The sequence below is a fragment of the Brevundimonas bacteroides DSM 4726 genome, assembly GCF_000701445.1.
Taxonomy (GTDB): domain Bacteria; phylum Pseudomonadota; class Alphaproteobacteria; order Caulobacterales; family Caulobacteraceae; genus Brevundimonas; species Brevundimonas bacteroides.
The window spans coordinates 71631-86115 of record NZ_JNIX01000007.1; the positions used below are offsets into that span (position 1 = coordinate 71631).

14 protein-coding genes and 1 other RNA gene are annotated in these 14485 nt (G+C 68.0%); 14 read left to right on the forward strand and 1 reads right to left on the reverse strand.

Annotated elements, in window-relative coordinates; translation table 11 throughout:
• Nucleotides 1-90: 90 nt before the first annotated feature.
• From fliF to Q333_RS0102680, 14 genes are all read left to right on the forward strand, one after another.
• Complete coding sequence (gene fliF / locus Q333_RS0102620) at nucleotides 91-1731, forward strand: flagellar basal-body MS-ring/collar protein FliF (protein WP_029415198.1); 1641 nt, start codon at nucleotides 91-93, stop codon at nucleotides 1729-1731.
• Complete coding sequence (gene fliG / locus Q333_RS0102625) at nucleotides 1731-2768, forward strand: flagellar motor switch protein FliG (RefSeq protein ID WP_029415199.1); 1038 nt, start codon at nucleotides 1731-1733, stop codon at nucleotides 2766-2768. Before fliF ends, fliG begins: the two co-directional genes overlap by 1 nt.
• A 1-nt stretch (nucleotide 2769) precedes the next feature.
• On the forward strand, nucleotides 2770-3432 hold the full coding sequence (locus tag Q333_RS0102630) for a FliH/SctL family protein (RefSeq protein ID WP_029415200.1): 663 nt from the start codon (nucleotides 2770-2772) through the stop codon (nucleotides 3430-3432).
• On the forward strand, nucleotides 3429-3761 hold the full coding sequence (gene fliN / locus Q333_RS0102635; RefSeq protein WP_157072365.1) for a flagellar motor switch protein FliN: 333 nt from the start codon (nucleotides 3429-3431) through the stop codon (nucleotides 3759-3761). The genes Q333_RS0102630 and fliN overlap by 4 nt, the downstream gene beginning before the upstream one ends.
• Nucleotides 3762-3799: 38 nt before the next feature.
• Nucleotides 3800-5197, forward strand: coding sequence for a sigma-54-dependent transcriptional regulator FlbD (gene flbD / locus Q333_RS0102640; protein WP_029415202.1), 1398 nt, complete (start codon nucleotides 3800-3802; stop codon nucleotides 5195-5197).
• The gene (gene bla / locus Q333_RS0102645) at nucleotides 5197-6084 is read left to right on the forward strand and encodes a class A beta-lactamase (protein WP_029415203.1); all 888 of its coding nucleotides are present in this window, start codon (nucleotides 5197-5199) and stop codon (nucleotides 6082-6084) included. Before flbD ends, bla begins: the two co-directional genes overlap by 1 nt.
• Nucleotides 6085-6101: 17 nt before the next feature.
• Complete coding sequence (flhA, locus tag Q333_RS0102650) at nucleotides 6102-8186, forward strand: flagellar biosynthesis protein FlhA (RefSeq protein ID WP_245591479.1); 2085 nt, start codon at nucleotides 6102-6104, stop codon at nucleotides 8184-8186.
• A 318-nt stretch (nucleotides 8187-8504) separates the two neighbouring features.
• Nucleotides 8505-10280, forward strand: coding sequence for a signal peptide peptidase SppA (gene sppA / locus Q333_RS0102655; RefSeq protein ID WP_029415205.1), 1776 nt, complete (start codon nucleotides 8505-8507; stop codon nucleotides 10278-10280).
• Between the two features lie 121 nt (nucleotides 10281-10401).
• Complete coding sequence (locus tag Q333_RS0102660; protein WP_029415206.1) at nucleotides 10402-10716, forward strand: hypothetical protein; 315 nt, start codon at nucleotides 10402-10404, stop codon at nucleotides 10714-10716.
• A 2-nt stretch (nucleotides 10717-10718) separates the two neighbouring features.
• On the forward strand, nucleotides 10719-11483 hold the full coding sequence (locus tag Q333_RS0102665; protein ID WP_029415207.1) for a peptidoglycan recognition protein family protein: 765 nt from the start codon (nucleotides 10719-10721) through the stop codon (nucleotides 11481-11483).
• 32 nt (nucleotides 11484-11515) lie between these two features.
• Nucleotides 11516-11886: RNase P RNA component class A (rnpB, locus tag Q333_RS16855), an RNA gene on the forward strand.
• 117 nt (nucleotides 11887-12003) lie between these two features.
• Entirely contained in the window at nucleotides 12004-12465 is a 462-nt protein-coding gene (gene queF, locus Q333_RS0102670; RefSeq protein ID WP_029415208.1) for a preQ(1) synthase, read from the forward strand.
• Between the two features lie 69 nt (nucleotides 12466-12534).
• Complete coding sequence (locus tag Q333_RS0102675; RefSeq protein ID WP_051651077.1) at nucleotides 12535-13389, forward strand: DUF817 domain-containing protein; 855 nt, start codon at nucleotides 12535-12537, stop codon at nucleotides 13387-13389.
• Entirely contained in the window at nucleotides 13386-14123 is a 738-nt protein-coding gene (locus Q333_RS0102680; protein WP_029415210.1) for a class I SAM-dependent methyltransferase, read from the forward strand. Before Q333_RS0102675 ends, Q333_RS0102680 begins: the two co-directional genes overlap by 4 nt.
• On the opposite strand, the gene Q333_RS0102685 is transcribed toward Q333_RS0102680, so the two are convergent.
• Nucleotides 14104-14484: a VOC family protein gene (locus Q333_RS0102685; RefSeq protein ID WP_029415211.1), complete on the reverse strand. Its 381-nt coding sequence runs from the start codon at nucleotides 14482-14484 to the stop codon at nucleotides 14104-14106. The genes Q333_RS0102680 and Q333_RS0102685 overlap by 20 nt on opposite strands.
• Between the last annotated feature and the right edge of the window lies 1 nt (nucleotide 14485).

A 14485-nucleotide genomic window follows, 5' to 3' on the forward strand; every position in this document is an offset into this window, starting at 1 on the left:
CTGTCGCTTAAACCGCCATTAACCACGCGGGCGGCAGTTTCTGCCTAGCGGGGATGCAGCTGAGCTCCGCCAGTATCTGGGTGGGGACGCGTGGGCGGCTTTACGGCGGCGTTGCAGAGATTCGGGATCGGTCGCCTGGCCATGGTGCTGGGGGTCGGCGCGGGCGTGACCGTCGCCCTGATCCTGCTGATGACCCGCATCGGGCAGGCTCCGGATGCGCTGCTTTACTCCAACCTCGACCTGCGCGAGGCCGGTGAAATCACGGCCTCGCTGGAGCAGGCCGGCATCCCCTACGCCACGCGCGGCGACGGCTCGACCATCATGGTCAATCGCGATCAGGTGGGCGAGGCCCGGCTGATGCTGGCCGGACGCGGCCTCGTGACGTCCGGCTCGGTCGGCTACGAGATTTTCGACACCCAGTCGGTGCTGGGCCAGACGGAATTTCAGCAGCAGATCAACGAACAGCGCGCGCTGCAGGGCGAGCTGGCGCGTACCATCATGTCGATGCGCGGCATCAGCTCCGCCCGCGTCCAGATCGCCCTACCGCGCCGTGAGCTGTTCCAATCCGAGGCCGCCGAGCCCACCGCCGCCGTCGTCGTCGGCCTCGGCGGTCGCGCCCTGTCGGCGGATCAGGTGCGGGCCATCCGCAACGTCGTTGCCTCGTCGGTTCCCAACCTCAAGCCCGGTAAGGTCACCGTGGTCGACGAGACCAACCAGACGCTGGCCGCAGCCGACGATGAGGAGGGCTTCACCTCAGCCACCGCCCGCGACGCCAAGGCCACGACCGAGGCCCAGCTCCAGGCCCGCATCAAGGACCTCGTCGAAGGCGTGGTCGGGCCCGGCGCGGCGCGGGTTCAGGTCACCGCCGACATCGAAATGGCCCGCTCCACCACCCAGGAGCAGCGTTACGACCCCGACGGCCAAGTCGTCCGTTCGACCTCGACAAATGGCAGCCAGTCCCAGGACACCACCGGGGTCTCCGATGCCGGTGCGACAGCCGCGAACAATATCCCTGGTGGCGAAGCTCCGGCCGCGACGCCCCTTGGCTCGACCGAAACCGTCAACGGCGAGACCACCAACTACGAAATCTCCAACACCACTACGACCACGGTGAAGGAGCCGGGCGAGGTCAAGAAGTTGTCGGTCGCCGTGGCCGTCGACGGCGTCCTGACGCCCGCCGCCGAGCCGGGTGGAGAGCCGACCTACGCCCCGCGCTCGGCCGAGGAGATCGCCCAGATCGAGGAGCTGGTGAAGGCGGCCATGGGTTTCGACGAGACGCGCGGCGACCAGGTGCGCGTCACCAACGTCCGCTTCAATCGGGATGCTCTGACGTCGGCGGGCGGCACCGACGGCGGCGACCCCCTGTTCAACTTCACCAAGAACGACATCATGCGGGGCGTGGAGCTGCTGGTGCTTCTGGTCACCGGCCTGCTGCTCATCTTCTTCGTCCTGCGTCCCCTGATGAAGTCGGCCTCGGGCGGGGGCGGGGTCCCCGCTCTGGCGGGCGCTGCGGCAGGCGGCGGACAGGTCCCGGTGACGTCGCTCCAGACCACGGTCGTCGGCGGGGCGATGGGCCAGCTGGCGGGTCCGTCGGAGATGGAACAGCGTCTCGACATCGCCCGCATCGAGGGGCAGGTGAAGGCATCCTCGGTCAAGAAGGTCGCGGATTTCGTAGAGAAGCACCCGGAGGAATCGGCCTCGATCCTCCGCAGCTGGGTGCATGAGGGCTGATGGCGGCCCGCATGGTCAGCAAGAAAGCCTCGGTCGACGACGCCAAGAAGCTATCTGGGCCTGAGAAGGCGGCTGTCATCCTGCTGGCGCTCGGCGAGGATCACACGCGTCTGTGGCAGAGCCTCGACGACGACGAGGTCAAGGAAATCTCCCAGGCCATGGCCGCCTTGGGCACCGTTAGCGCCTCGGTTGTCGAGGAGCTGATGGTCGAGTTCGTGTCCGGCATGTCCGGCTCGGGCTCGGTCATGGGCAGCTTCGAGCAGACCCAGCGTCTACTCGCCTCCTTCATGCCGCCCGAGCGGGTCGAGGGCCTTATGGAGGAGATCAGAGGTCCCGCCGGCCGCACCATGTGGGACAAGCTCGGCAACGTGAACGAGGCCGTCCTCGCCAACTATCTGAAGAACGAATACCCCCAGACCGTCGCCGTCGTCCTGTCCAAGGTGAAGCCGGATCATGCCGCGCGCGTGCTGACGGCACTGCCTGAGGATTTCGCACTCGAGTGCGTCCAGCGCATGCTCCGCATGGAGCCGGTCCAGCGGGAAATCCTCGACAAGATTGAGCAGACGCTGCGCACCGAGTTCATGTCGAATCTGGCGCGCACTTCCAAGCGCGACAGCCACGAGATGATGGCCGATATCTTCAACAGCTTCGACCGTCAGACCGAGGCCCGTTTCATCGGTGCTCTGGAGGAACGCAACCGCGAGTCGGCCGAACGCATCCGCGCCCTGATGTTTGTCTTCGAGGATCTGTCCAAGCTCGATCCCGGCGGTGTCCAGACCCTGCTGCGCGCCGTCGAGAAGGACCAGCTGGGCCTGGCGCTCAAGGGCGCGTCCGAAAGCCTGCGCGAGATGTTCTTTACCAACATGTCCGAGCGCGCCGCCAAGATCATGCGCGAGGATATGGAATCGATGGGACCGGTCCGTCTGAAGGACGTCGACACCGCCCAGATGGCCATGGTCACCGTGGCCAAGGACCTGGCAGCGCGCGGCGAGATCATGCTGGCCGGCGCGTCCGGCGACGACGAGCTGATCTACTGACATGAGCCAGCCCGCCCCCCTTAACGCCCGTCCCTTCGCCTTCGACACCGAGTTCGATGAGGCGGGCACGGTCGTGCGCGCCTCGAGCTTTCGTCCCGCCAAGCGCGCCTATCTCCCTGCCGAGGTCGAGGCCCTGGTCGCCCAGGCCCGGCTGGAGGCGCGCGAGGCGGCGCTGGCCGAAGCCGACAGCATCCGCGCCATGTCCCTGTCCGCGATCGGTCAGGCCCTGGCCGACGCCATGCCGACCCTGCAGCAGGTCGCCCAGACCCACCGTGAACAGTCCGCCGAACTAGCCCTGGCCGCCGCCGGAGTGATCGCGTCGGGTGCGCTGGAACGCATGCCCCACGGTCCGCTCCAATCGGCTCTCGATACGCTGGGCCAGGAGATCGACGCTACACCGCGCCTGGTGGTCCGCGCCTCCGGGCTGGACGACGAGGCTCGCGCGAAGATCGAGGCTGTGGCTGCGGATGCCGGCTTCACCGGGGCGGTCGCCTTTCGCGACGATGCTTGCCTGCCGGTGGCCGCCTTCGCCCTCGAATGGGCCGACGGCCGCGCCGACTTCGATCCCGCCGCCGTCGCCGAACGCCTGTCGACCGCCTTGCGCTCGGCGCTGGCCGCCGAGGCCGGACACGGCGAACCCCTTTCCCCCCGGAGCAGCTTCTGATGGCCGACGATCTCGCGCTCGAAGAATTTCCCGAGTCCACTGCGCTCGCGACCGTGGACGAGATGGGAGAGAAGTCCGCCGTCGATCTGGCGCCCGTGTTCGACGTGCCGGTCAACATCTCGGCCGTGCTCGGCAAGACCCACATGACGGTCGCCCAGTTGCTCAAGCTCAACCGGGGCTCGGTGCTGGAGCTGGACCGCAAGGTCGGCGAGGCCATCGACATCTTCGTCAACAACCGCCTGGTCGCCCGCGGGGAGGTCGTCGTCGTCGAGGACCGCCTGGGCGTGACCATGACGGAAATCATCAAGACCGAGGACCAGGCCGCCTAGGCCTGATCGTCGATAGTAGGCTCTGAAGGAGAAGACCCATGCGGCTTCTGGTGGTCGGACGGCTCAGCGGACAGCTGGCGGCGGCGGTGAAGATGGCCATGGCGCACGGCGCCAAGGTCAACCACGTCGAGCGAACGGACCAGGCGACGGAACAGCTCCGGCGCGGGCAGGGGGCCGACCTGCTGATGGTCGACTACAACCTCGACATCGGGGCCCTGATCGCGGCGAATGAGGCCGAACGTATCTTCGTGCCAGTGGTCGCCTGCGGCGTTGACAACGACGCGGAAAAGGCCGCCGCCGCCATCCGCGCCGGTGCCAAGGAGTTTATCCCCCTACCGCCCGAGGCCGACCTGATCGCGGCGGTGTTGGCGGCCGTGGCCGACGACGAACGCCCGATGATCTCGGCCGACCCGGCCATGAAGGCGGTGACGCAGCTGGCCGACCAGGTGGCACGGTCCGAGGCCTCCATTCTGATCACCGGCGAGAGCGGCGTCGGCAAGGAGGTGATGGCGCGCTACCTGCACACCCACTCCAAGCGCGCCGAGCGGCCGTTCATCAGCGTCAACTGCGCGGCCATCCCCGACAACCTGCTGGAATCCGAGCTGTTCGGGCACGAGAAGGGGGCCTTCACCGGCGCCGTCGCCCGCCGCATCGGCAAGTTCGAGGAGGCGGACGGCGGCACCCTACTCCTGGACGAAATCTCCGAGATGGACGCCCGGCTCCAGGCCAAGCTGCTGCGCGCCATTCAGGAGCGGGTCATCGACCGCGTCGGCGGGACCAAGCCCGTGCCGGTCAACATCCGCATCATCGCCACCTCCAACCGCGACCTGGCCAAGGCGGTCGCCGAAGGGACGTTCCGCGAGGACCTGCTCTACCGCCTGAACGTCGTGAACCTGCGCCTGCCGTCCTTGCGCGAACGGCCCGGCGACATCGCCGTGCTGGCCGATCACTTCGTCAAGAAGTACGCCGCCGCCAACGGCGTGCCGGTGCGTCCCCTGTCAGCCGACGCCCGCCGGGCGCTGGCCCTGCACCGGTGGCCCGGCAACGTGCGCGAGCTGGAAAACGCCATGCACCGGGCGGTTCTGCTGGCCGTCGGCGCCGAGATCGACGTCGACGCCATCCGCCTGCCGGACGGCCAGCCCCTGTCGGGCGCTGTCGGCGCGTCCGTGGACGCCGGCCCCGCCGCCCGCGCGGCCCAGACGGCGGACGCGGTCAGCCGCGCCTACGTCGGCCAGACCGTCGCCCAGATGGAGAAGACCCTGATCCTCGACACCCTGGCGCATTGCCTGGGCAACCGCACGCACGCGGCCAACATCCTGGGCATCTCGATCCGCACACTGCGCAACAAGTTGAACGAATACGCCGACGAGGGCGCCTCGATCATGGCCCCCCAGACCGGCGTCGCCGGCACCGGCTACGGCGCGAGCGCGGCCTGATGGATCGCCGGACCTTCCTGGCGGCCCTCGGTGGTCTCGGCCTGATCGGCTGCGCGCAGGACGGCGAACCTGCCCCGACGCAGGCCGTTTCCGCCACCCCCGAGCCTTTCGACCTCTCCGCCCTCGAAGCCCGCGAGGGCGGCCGCCTCGGCTTCGCGGCCAAGGATATGGGCACGGGTCGCATGCTCGCCTGGCGCGGCGAGGAGCGGTTCGTCTACTGCTCGACTTTCAAGATGTACCTCGCGGCCGCCACTCTGCTGCGTGTCCAGGCAGGGCTGGAGCGGCTGGATCGCATGATCCCGATCACCCGCGCCGACATGGTCAATCACGCCCCGGTCACCGAGCCCGCCATCGGCTCCTCGCTCAGCGTTGAAGCCCTGATGAAGGGCACCGTCGAGGTCTCTGACAACCCCGCCGCCAATCTGCTGCTTCAGGCCATGGGCGGCATCGAGCCGATGCAGGCCTTCTATCGCGACCTCGGCGACCCCACGACCCGCGCCGACCGCTTCGAGCCGGAAATGAACCGCCTGGACGGCGAAAAGGACACCGTCCTGCCGCTGCAGTCCGTCGTCAACATCCAGAGCCTGCTCATCGACGCCGACACGCCGCTGTCGGCTGACCACAAGGCTCTTCTGCTCAAGTGGATGACCGACACGCCCACCGGCATGGCGCGTATCAAGGCCGGTGTCCCGGCCGGCTGGACCGTGGCGCACAAGACCGGGACCGGCGGCTACGGTCCGACCAACGACATCGGCGTCCTCTATCCGCCGTCCGGCGCGCCGGTGATCGTCGCCGCCTACTACCATGCCGCCTGCGACGACCCGAAGAACGAGGGTGTGATCGCTGAGGCGACGCGGCTGGCCCTGGCTGAACTCGGGCGGGCATGACCGACGCGCCCATCCTGATGAAGGACGGTTTGGCGCGCCCCTCGGGCTCGGACATCCGCGGCTGGCTGATGCGCGGCGAAGTCGGGATGGCCGTCGGCGTGATCGGCGTCATCCTGCTCTTGATCCTGCCGGTGCCGAAGGTCCTGCTGGACCTGCTGCTGGCGATCTCGCTGGTGTCGTCGGTGCTGATCCTGATGACGGCGCTGATGATGAAGAAGCCGCTGGACTTCGCCATCTTCCCGACCGTCCTGCTGGTCTCGACCCTGTTCCGGCTGGGCCTGAACCTCGCCTCCACCCGCCTCGTCCTTAGCCACGGCCACGAGGGCCACGATGCGGCGGGTCAGGTGATCGCCGCCTTCGGCTCCCTGATGATGGGCGGAAGCTTCATCATCGGCGTGATCATCTTCGCCATCATCCTGGTGGTGAACTTCGTCGTCATCACCAAGGGCTCGACCCGCATCGCCGAGGTCTCGGCGCGCTTCACCCTGGACTCCATGCCCGGCAAGCAGATGGCCATCGACGCCGATCTGTCGTCGGGCCTCATCACCGAGGATCAGGCCAAGCTGCGGCGCAAGGAGCTGGAGCAGGAATCGACCTTCTTCGGGGCCATGGACGGCGCGTCCAAGTTCGTGCGCGGCGACGCCGTGGCCGGCCTGGTCATCGTCTTCATCAACGTGATCGGCGGCATCCTGATCGGAACGCTCCAGCACGACCTGCCGCTGGGCGACGCGGCCAACACCTACATTCAGCTGACCATCGGCGACGGTCTGGTGACCCAGGTCCCGGCCATCATCATCTCGATCGCCGCTGGCTTCCTGGTGTCCAAGGCAGGCGTCGAAGGTTCGGCCGACAAGGCCCTCGTCAGCCAGCTGGCCACCAATCCGGTCAGCCTGGGCATGGTGGCGGGCGCATCAGCCCTGCTGGCCGTGATCCCGGGCATGCCGATCATCCCTTTCCTGGGTCTGGCGGCGGGGGCGGGCTTCATGGCCTGGCGCCTGGGCCGGGCGAAGCTGAAGCCCGCGCCCATCGAGAACGACGCCGTCAACGCCAAGCCCAAGGAGGACGTCGAGGAACCGATCGGCACCGCGCTCACCATCGACGAGGTCAAGATCGAGCTTGGCTATTCCCTGCTCAGCCTCATCAACGACCTGGAAGGCCGCCGCCTGACCGATCAGGTCCGGGCGCTGCGCCGCGCCCTGGCCCAGGAGTTCGGCTTCGTCATGCCGAGCGTGCGCATCCTCGACAACATGCGCCTGCCGACCCAGGGCTATGCCATCCGCATCAAGGAGATGGAGGCCGGGACCGGGGAGGTGCGCCTCGGCTCGCTCATGGCGATGGACCCCGCCGGCCGCCAGGTCGAACTGCCCGGCGAACACACCAAGGAGCCCGCCTTCGGCCTGCCCGCAACATGGATCGACGAAAACCTGCGGGAAGAGGCGACATTCCGCGGCTACACCATCGTCGATCCCTCGACGGTGCTGACCACCCACCTGACCGAGATCCTCAAGGAGAACATGGCCGACCTGCTCTCCTATGCCGAGGTGCAGAAGCTGCTGAGGGAGCTGGGTCCGGAAGAGAAGAAGCTGGTCGACGAACTTATCCCCTCGGTGGTCAGCGTGACGACGCTTCAGCGGGTGCTGCAAGCCCTGCTGCGCGAGAAGGTCTCCATCCGCGACCTCGGGGCCATCCTCGAAGGCCTGGCCGAGGCCGCGCCGCACTCCAGCTCTGTCACCACCCTGGTCGAGCATGTCCGCACCCGCCTGGCCCGCCAGCTGTGCTGGCAGCACAAGGCCGACGATGGTGCACTACCCATCGTCACCCTGTCGGCCGAATGGGAAGCCGCCTTCGCTGAGGCCCTGATCGGTCAGGGCGAGGACAAGCAATTGGCCATGGCCCCCAGTCGCCTGCAGGATTTTATCCGCAATGTCCGCGACGTCTTCGAGCGCATCGCCATGTCGGGCGATCAGGCCGTGCTGCTCACCGGCCCGCAGATCCGCCCGTATGTCCGTTCGATCATCGAACGCTTCCGGGGCCAGACGGTGGTGATGAGCCAGAACGAGGTCCACCCGCGGGCTCGGCTGCGGACGCTGGGATCGGTTTAGGCGCGACACTCACCTCTCCACGCCCGCAGGGGTGTGGGGAGGACAGGCTGCGAAGCAGCCAGGAGGGGGCGACGCGGTGCCCGGAATTGAGGTTTTCGACGCTTAGCAGCGTCGTCGACGCCCGCCAGCCCTCAACCCCGCCGTCACCTCGCCCCTTCCTGATCGCTTTGCGATCTGTCCTCCCCATCGCCCTTTGGCGATGGGGAGGTGACGACATGCCTCTCCCCGATTACGCGACCTTCATTTGACGGTGACGGTCGTGTGCCTATGGTCGATCCGAGGCCCCTTTCGGCCGCCTGACCGGACGCTCCCCCGCCCATGAAACAATTCTTCCTGACGGTGCTCGGTGTCTTCACCGGCCTGATCCTGTTCCTGGTGGTCCTGCCGATCGTGCTGATCATCGGCGCGGCCGCCACCGCCAGCCCGGCCGCGACGCCCGCCAACTCGGTACTGGAGCTGGACCTGCGTCAGGGCCTGACCGATCAGGAGAGCGACAATCCCTTCGCGGCCTTCGGCAGCTCGGGCCTGTCGGTCATGGAAGTCGTCGATGTCCTGGCCCAGGCCGAGACCGACCGGGCCGTGAAGGTCCTGCTGATCCGCCTGCCCGAGGCCGGCTTGAACCCCGCGACCGCCGACGAGCTGCGCCAGGCCGTTCGCCGCTTCCGCGCGGCGGGCAAGCCGGTGATCGCCCACTCCCAGGGCTTTCTGCCGATCGGGACGGTCATTTCCAGCTACATGGTCGGGGCCTCGGCGTCCGAGCTGTGGATGCAGAACACCGCCAGCTTCCAGGCGACGGGCTTCTCGGCCGACAGCGTCTTCCTGGGCCGCGCCTTCGAGCGTTACGGCGTCAACGCCCAGTTCGAGCAACGCTACGAATATAAGAACGCCGTCAATGAGTTCACCCAGTCGGACTATACCGGCCCGCACCGCGAGGCGATGACGGCCTGGATGACCTCGATCTACGACTCGGCGCTCGCCAACGCCGCCTCGGACCGCCGCGTCCAGCCGGCGGCGCTGCGGACAGCCATCGAGGCCGGCCCCTATTCGGCCCAGCAGGCGCTGTCGCTGAAGCTGATCGACAAGATCGGCCAGGTCGAGGAAGCCGAGGCCGAGGCCAAACGCCGGGCCGGAAACGGCGCCGACATCATCGAGTTCGACGACTATGCCGAGACGAAGGGCCTGCGCACCGGCTCGGGCCGCAACGCCATCGCCATCGTCGGCGGCGAAGGCGCGATCATCACCGGCAACGGCGGCGACGCGGGCTTCGGCGGCGGCAGCTCCATCCACTCCGACCGCACGGCCGAGGCCATCTACGACGCCATCGAGGACGATGCGGTCAAGGCGATCGTCTTCCGCGTCTCCTCGCCCGGCGGTTCACCCGAGGCCTCCGAGCAAATCCTGGCCGCCGTCCGCGCGGCCAAGGCGGCGGGCAAGCCGGTGGTCGTGTCGATGGGCGAATACGCCGCGTCCGGTGGCTACTGGATCAGCTCGGAAGCCAACTGGATCGTGGCCCAGCCCTCGACCCTGACCGGCTCGATCGGCGTCTACGGCGGCACCTTCGTCATCTCTGAGGCGCTGGGCCGCTTCGGCGTCGACCTGCGCAGCCTTTCGGTCGGCGGGGAATACGCCGACGCCTTCTCGCCGTCCGTGGCCTGGACCGAGAGCCAGCGCGCCGCCTTCTCCGCCTCCATGGACCGGACCTATGAGGAGTTTGTCCAGCGCGTCTCGACTGGCCGCCGCCTACCCGTTGCCCGCGTGCGCGAGATCGCTCGCGGCCGCGTCTGGACCGGGGCCCAGGCCCGCAGCCTGGGTCTCGTCGACCAGCTCGGCGGTCTGGCCGAAGCCATCGCCAAGGCCAGGGAGTTGGCGGAAATCCCGGCCGATCAGTCGGTGCGCTACAAGCGCTTCCCGACCCCGCTGTCGCCGTGGGAGGCCCTGTCCGAAGCCTTCGGCGTCCAGTCCGAGGCCGCCCGTGCCCTCGTCATGCTGGGCGGCGTCATAGCCGATCCTCAGGCGCAAGCGGTGCTTGGCGAGGTCCGGACCCAGCGCATGCGGGGCGAGGGGGCCACGGTCCTGGCCGACCGGCCGCTGTGAGCCGCCCTGCGGCACACTCGCCTGTGATGCGTCCGGTCATTGACGGTTCATCCTTGTGGACCGACATTGGATGTTCAGGCGTTGGTCCGGTCCGCCGGCCTTCGCCCAGCAGGGACATGGAATGACCAAAGACCGTTTCGCCTCGCTCGGCTTTCAGCACCGTCGCCATCAGGGGCTTCTGGCCCCGATCATGTGGCTCGGCGGCGTGATCGCGACCGTGGCGGCGCTGACGGTCGGCGCGGTGCTGGCGGTCTTCACGGCCGCGGCCGTGGCGGTGATCGCGCTGTGCGCCAGCGTTCTGGTCTTCTTCGCAGGTCTGGCCATGCGGGCCCGTCGTCGCGCTTTCGTCCGTGCGCGCCGCTCCGACGACGTCATCGAGGCCGAGAAGGTCGGCGACACCTGGGTCGCCTATGGCTGGGAGCGTCACGGGCGCTGATCGTGCCGTTGACCCTCGGCGAGGCCCCATCCCCTAATTTCGACCAGCGTCGGGGCCCGCCCGACATGCTGCTGCTCCACTACACCGGCATGCAGACCGCCGAGGCCGCCGTCGCCCGCCTGCGCGACCCCGAGGCCAAGGTTTCGGCCCATTACGTCGTCGACGAGGACGGCTCCATCCTGCGCCTTGTCGCCGAGGAACGCCGCGCTTGGCATGCTGGCAGAAGCTGGTGGAAGGGCGAGACCGACATCAACGCCGTCTCCATCGGTATCGAGATCGTCAATCCGGGACACGAGTGGGGCTATCGCGCCTTCCCGGACGCCCAGATCGACGCGGTCATCGCCCTGATCGACGACATCCGCACCCGATGGGCCATCGAGGACGCGCGCATCCTCGGCCACTCCGACGTGGCCCCCACCCGCAAGCAGGACCCCGGCGAGCTCTTCCCGTGGAAGCGCCTCGCCGAACACCGCCAGGGCCTGTGGTTCGAGCCCGCCGCCGAACGCATCGCCGCGCTCGGCCCGCCCCTGTCGGTCGGCGACACCGGCCTGGGCGTCCATGTTCTTCAGGCTGGCCTGCACCGCCTCGGCTACGAGCCTCTGCCGGACGGCGTCTATTCCGACGAGACCCGCATCACGGTCGAGGCCTTCCAGCGCCACTGGCGGCCGTCGAGGGTCGACGGCGTCGCCGACGGGGAGACCCGCGCGACCCTGATGGGCGTCCTGCAACTGGCGACGGTCGAGAGCGTCACCGGTGTGCTGAATTGACCTCAGGCCTCGAAACGTCCACCTAGCGCAGGCCAGACGGCCGGGCGGTCGCGGCGCGGGCTTGCCCGCGTCGAGGAAAGTCCGGGCTCCACGGTGAGAAGGCGGCGGATAACCTCCGCCCGGGGCGACCCGAGGGATAGCGCCACAGAAAGCAAACCACCTCTTCGGAGGTAAGGGTGAAAGGGTGGGGTAAGAGCCCACCGCGTTCCTGGCGACAGGGACGGCATGGCAAGCCCCGCCTGGAGCAAGACCGAATAGGGGCGTCGCGCGGCTTTGGCCGCAGGGTTCACCGCCCGAGACGCCCGGGTAGGTCGCGAGAACCGTCCAGCAATGGCCGGTCCAGAGGAATGATCGTCGCCCGTTTCGGCGGGAACAGAACCCGGCTTACAGGCCGTCTGGCATTTTCCTTTTGCGCTACCGCTCGATGCGTGGCGTCTCGCTGCTTGAGCGCGGGTATGTCGCGGACCGGCAGGACTTCCCGAACCTCCCTTCCACCCGCCGGATTGTGTATGGCATCCCCATGACCACCGACACCTCCGGCCTCTCCCAGCTTGGCCGCCAGATCGCCCAGCCTGACAGCCCCGAGACGGCCCAGCTCGAGCGCGTGCCCAACCCGCATCCGGACACCCTCTATCTCGCCCGGTTCACCGCGCCCGAGTTCACCAGCCTCTGCCCCGTCACGGGCCAGCCGGACTTCGCCCACATCGTCATCGACTATGCGCCCGGCGACTGGCTGGTGGAGTCCAAGTCACTGAAGCTCTACCTGACCGCCTTCCGCAACCACGGCGCCTTCCACGAGGACTGCACCGTCGCGATCGGCAAGCGTCTCGCGGAACTCCTGTCGCCCAAATGGCTTCGGATCGGCGGCTACTGGTATCCGCGCGGCGGCATCCCCATCGACGTCTTCTGGCAGACGGGCTTGCCGCCCGAAGGCCTGTGGCTGCCCGACCAGGGCGTTCCGACCTATCGCGGACGCGGTTGATCCGACGATTTCGTCATTTGCTCAGGGTTCGCTCATGAGCGGTGGCGATTGGCAGGGCAGGATCGCCCCATGACCGCCTCCCGCCTCCCCCTCGAAGCCTGGGGCCGCTCCTGGCTGACGGCCGCCCAGACCTGGGCCGACCGCGCGCCGACCAACCGTTTCGTCTTCGAGTTCCTGTGGTTCGGGCTGAAGCAGGCCTGGGCCTGCCTGTTCGGCGGGGCCATGCTGGCGCTGATCCTCGGCACCTTCCTGCTGTGGCCCGACGTCAGTCCGATCAGCCGCTACGATTTTCTCGTCGTCGGCGCGGTGGCCATCCAGATCGCCATGCTGGCGCTGCGTTTCGAGACCTGGGCCGAGGCGCGGGTCATCCTGCTGTTCCACATCGCCGGCACGATCATGGAGCTGTTCAAGACCGCCCACGGATCGTGGATCTACCCGGAGGACTCGCTCTTGCGGATCGGCGCGGTGCCGCTCTTCTCGGGCTTCATGTACGCGGCGGTGGGCAGCTACATCGCGCGGGTCCAGCGCATCTTTCACATCCGGGTGCGGGGCTATCCGCCGCTCTGGACGACCTGGGCTCTGGCGGCGGCGATCTACGTCAACTTCTTCGCCCACCACTGGCTGCCGGACATTCGGCTGGCGTTGTTCGTGGCCACGGCACTCCTGTTTGGGCGAGAATGGTTCTGGTTCACGGCCGACCGAGCGCGGCTGCGGATGCCGCTTCTTCTGGGCTACTTCCTGGTCGCCCTGTTCATCTGGTTCGCGGAGAACCTGGGCACGCTCGGCCGCGCCTGGGTCTATCCGGATCAGGAGGCGGGCTGGGAGCCGGTGTCGCTGGCCAAGCTGGGCAGCTGGTATCTGCTGATGATCATTTCGGTGGTGCTGGTCTCGTTGGTCCACCGGCCGGAGGAGGAGCCGCGATGAGCGACGGTTGGCAAGAGTCGGCCCAGGCCTGGATCGCCTCCCAGGGCGATGAAGGCGACTTCGGCCGACGCTGGGTCATGGACGCGCCGATGCTGGAACGGGTACGCCGACGCCCTTTCCGCCGCGCGCTCGATGTCGGCTGCGGCGAGGGGCGTTTCTGCCGGATGCTCAGGGCTCATGGTATCCTGGCTGTCGGCATCGACCCGACGGAGGGGCTGATCGCCCACGCCCGCACGCTCGATCCGGAAGGCGACTACCGCGTCGAGGCGGCCGAAGCGCTCGGCTTCCAAGACGGCACCCTCGATCTGGTCGTCAGCTATCTGTCGCTGATCGACATCCCCGACGCGGCCGCCGCGATCCGGGAAATGGCGCGTGTCCTTGCTCCGGGAGGAATCCTGCTCATCGCCAACCTCGCGGGGTACAACTCCGCCGCTGATGCGAACGAGCTGGGGTGGACGACCCTTCCCGACGGCCGCCGAGCCCACGCCATGGATCACTATCTGGAGGAGAAGGTCGGCTGGATCGCGTGGAAGGGCATCCGCATCCAGAACTGGCACCGCCCGCTGTCGACCTACATGACCCTGCTGCTGAATCAGGGCTTGCGCCTGACCCACTTCGCCGAGCCCCGCGCCGATCCCGGCGGCGACCCGGTCCGTGCAGCCCACTATGACCGCGCGCCGTGGTTCATGCTGATGGAGTGGGAGAAGCCCGCGTTCAATCCTGCGTCAGGCTGAGGACATTCCCGTCGGGATCAGCGAAGAACGCCACCTTCGCCCTGCCGTCCGGGGACGTCCAGACACCGTCCGGGTCCTGGCCCATGCCGGGATAGATCGTCATCTCGACCCTCTTGGCCTTCAGCGCGGCGATCGTCGAGCGGATGTCCGAAACGCGCCAGCCCAGCGCTGGATGACCGCCCGCCGCGTGATCGGGCACATGGGTGATCCTCAGCGTCGCCCCGTTCAGGTCGAACACCGCTCCGAAGCCGTCGTCGACGACGAACGTCAGTCCCAGCGTGTCCCGGTAGAAGGCGTCCGCGACCGCGCGGTCCTTCGTCAGGATGAAGGTAATGGCGATGGCGTCGGCAGGCAGGGACATG

Excerpts from the sequence above, each read along its gene's own strand:
- flhA (WP_245591479.1), top strand. The coding sequence starts at position 6,102 with ATGAAGGACGGTTTGGCGCGCCCCTCGGGCTCGGACATCCGCGGCTGG.
- queF (WP_029415208.1), top strand. The coding sequence starts at position 12,004 with ATGACCACCGACACCTCCGGCCTCTCCCAGCTTGGCCGCCAGATCGCC.
- Q333_RS0102630 (WP_029415200.1), top strand. The coding sequence starts at position 2,770 with ATGAGCCAGCCCGCCCCCCTTAACGCCCGTCCCTTCGCCTTCGACACC.
- sppA (WP_029415205.1), top strand. The coding sequence starts at position 8,505 with ATGAAACAATTCTTCCTGACGGTGCTCGGTGTCTTCACCGGCCTGATC.
- Q333_RS0102685 (WP_029415211.1), bottom strand. The coding sequence starts at position 14,484 with ATGTCCCTGCCTGCCGACGCCATCGCCATTACCTTCATCCTGACGAAG.
- Q333_RS0102680 (WP_029415210.1), top strand. The coding sequence starts at position 13,386 with ATGAGCGACGGTTGGCAAGAGTCGGCCCAGGCCTGGATCGCCTCCCAG.
- Q333_RS0102675 (WP_051651077.1), top strand. The coding sequence starts at position 12,535 with ATGACCGCCTCCCGCCTCCCCCTCGAAGCCTGGGGCCGCTCCTGGCTG.
- flbD (WP_029415202.1), top strand. The coding sequence starts at position 3,800 with ATGCGGCTTCTGGTGGTCGGACGGCTCAGCGGACAGCTGGCGGCGGCG.
- fliG (WP_029415199.1), top strand. The coding sequence starts at position 1,731 with ATGGCGGCCCGCATGGTCAGCAAGAAAGCCTCGGTCGACGACGCCAAG.
- bla (WP_029415203.1), top strand. The coding sequence starts at position 5,197 with ATGGATCGCCGGACCTTCCTGGCGGCCCTCGGTGGTCTCGGCCTGATC.
- Q333_RS0102660 (WP_029415206.1), top strand. The coding sequence starts at position 10,402 with ATGACCAAAGACCGTTTCGCCTCGCTCGGCTTTCAGCACCGTCGCCAT.